At 62.8% G+C, this 1,650-nt stretch carries 2 protein-coding genes; both read left to right on the forward strand.

Annotation, left to right across the window (positions count from 1 at the left end):
• Positions 1-280 (forward strand): ATP-binding protein (locus A2I95_RS36240; RefSeq protein ID WP_291737348.1); only part of this gene is annotated, 280 nt, incomplete at its 5' end.
• Between the two features lie 3 nt (positions 281-283).
• Positions 284-1,650: response regulator (locus A2I95_RS36245; RefSeq protein ID WP_291737349.1), on the forward strand; the 1,367-nt coding region annotated here is incomplete at its 3' end.

The following is a 1,650-nucleotide window of genomic DNA, read 5'->3' on the forward strand; positions in this document are numbered from 1 at the left end:
TTCCTTCCGGCTGCGGCGCAGTGATGGAACAGGTAAGCTTCTGCCGCTGCAAATTGAAATCTGCGACGACGGGCCGGGGCTGCCGGAAAAAATCAAGGATGACATATTCGACCCGTTTGTATCGGGCCGGGAGAATGGCACCGGGCTGGGGCTTGCGTTGGTGAGCAAGATCCTCTCGGAGCATAATGGCTGGATATCCGTAAGCTCGGTTCCCGGGCGCACGCTGTTCCGGCTGTCGCTGTCGCGCGTGCCGCGTGACGCAAAACCGCAGGAGAGCTGATCCATGGACGGCACCGTTCTGGTCGCAGATGACGACCGCACCATCCGCACCGTACTGACCCAGGCGCTGACGCGCGCGGGCTGCAAAGTGCATGCGACCTCTTCGCTGACCACGCTGATGCGCTGGGTGGCCGAGGGGAAAGGCGATGCCGTCATTTCAGACGTGATGATGCCGGACGGAAACGGGCTGGAGATGCTGCCCAAGATCCAGGCCGACCGGCCCGGTCTGCCGGTGATCGTGATCTCGGCGCAGAATACCATCATGACTGCGATCAAGGCGGAGGAAGCAGAAGCCTACGACTATCTGCCGAAACCTTTTGACCTGCCCGAGCTGATGAAGCGCACGGCCAAAGCACTGGCGGCCAAGCGGGTGGCGCCTGCCACCGCAAAGACCGAAGCGCCAGATCATCCGGAAGAGCTGCCGCTGATTGGCCGCAGCGAGGTGATGCAGGCACTGTACCGGCTGATCGCCAGAGTGATGAACACGGAACTGCCGTTGTTGATCACCGGCGAAAGCGGCACAGGTAAATCCCTGATTGCGCAGGCTATTCATGACTTTTCAGACCGGCGGACTTTGCCCTTTATCCACGCTGATGCCGCGGCATTGATCGACCTGGAAGGCCCGGCGCGGCTGCTGGCCCAGGCCAAGGGCGGCTCGCTGGTGGTTGACGAATTGGCGGACCTGCCGGAAGAAGCGCAGGCCCGGCTGGTGCGGATGATGGACACACCGGGCGACCATGCCCCGCGCTTCATCGCGTCCAGTCAGAAAGACCTGGCCGCGGCGATGGAAGACGGGGAGCTGCGCCAGGATCTCTACTACCGGATCTGCGGTACCGCGCTGCAAGTGCCGGCGCTGCGGGAACGGGTGGAGGATATTCCGCTGCTGGCCGAGCATTTCCTGATCCGGGCTGAGAACGAAGGCGCACCGCACCGCGAGCTGAGTGAGGGCGCCCGCGAAGCGCTGCGCCATTTCGGTTGGCCCGGCAACGTCCGCCAGCTGGAAAACACCGTCCGGCGGCTGGCGCTGACGGCCCGCAATGAGGAAATCAGCGAGTCCGATGCGGCCGCTGTGCTGGGGCCGCAGAGCGGGCCGGAGCCTGCGGTGGCAGGTCTTGCCAATGAAAAGCTATCTGAGTCCGTGGCCCGCCATCTGCAGCGCTATTTCGATTTGCATGGCGACTTGCTGCCGCCGCCGGGTCTCTATATGCGGCTGCTGCGCGAAGTAGAGACGCCGCTGATCGAAATCGCGCTGACGGCAACCGGCGGCAACCAGGCGAAATGCGCCGAATTGCTGGGGATCAACCGGAATACTTTGCGAAAGAAGATCACCGATCTGGATATTGAGGTGACACGCCGCCGCAAACTGATGTA

It is taken from the genome of Leisingera sp. F5, assembly GCF_001593695.1.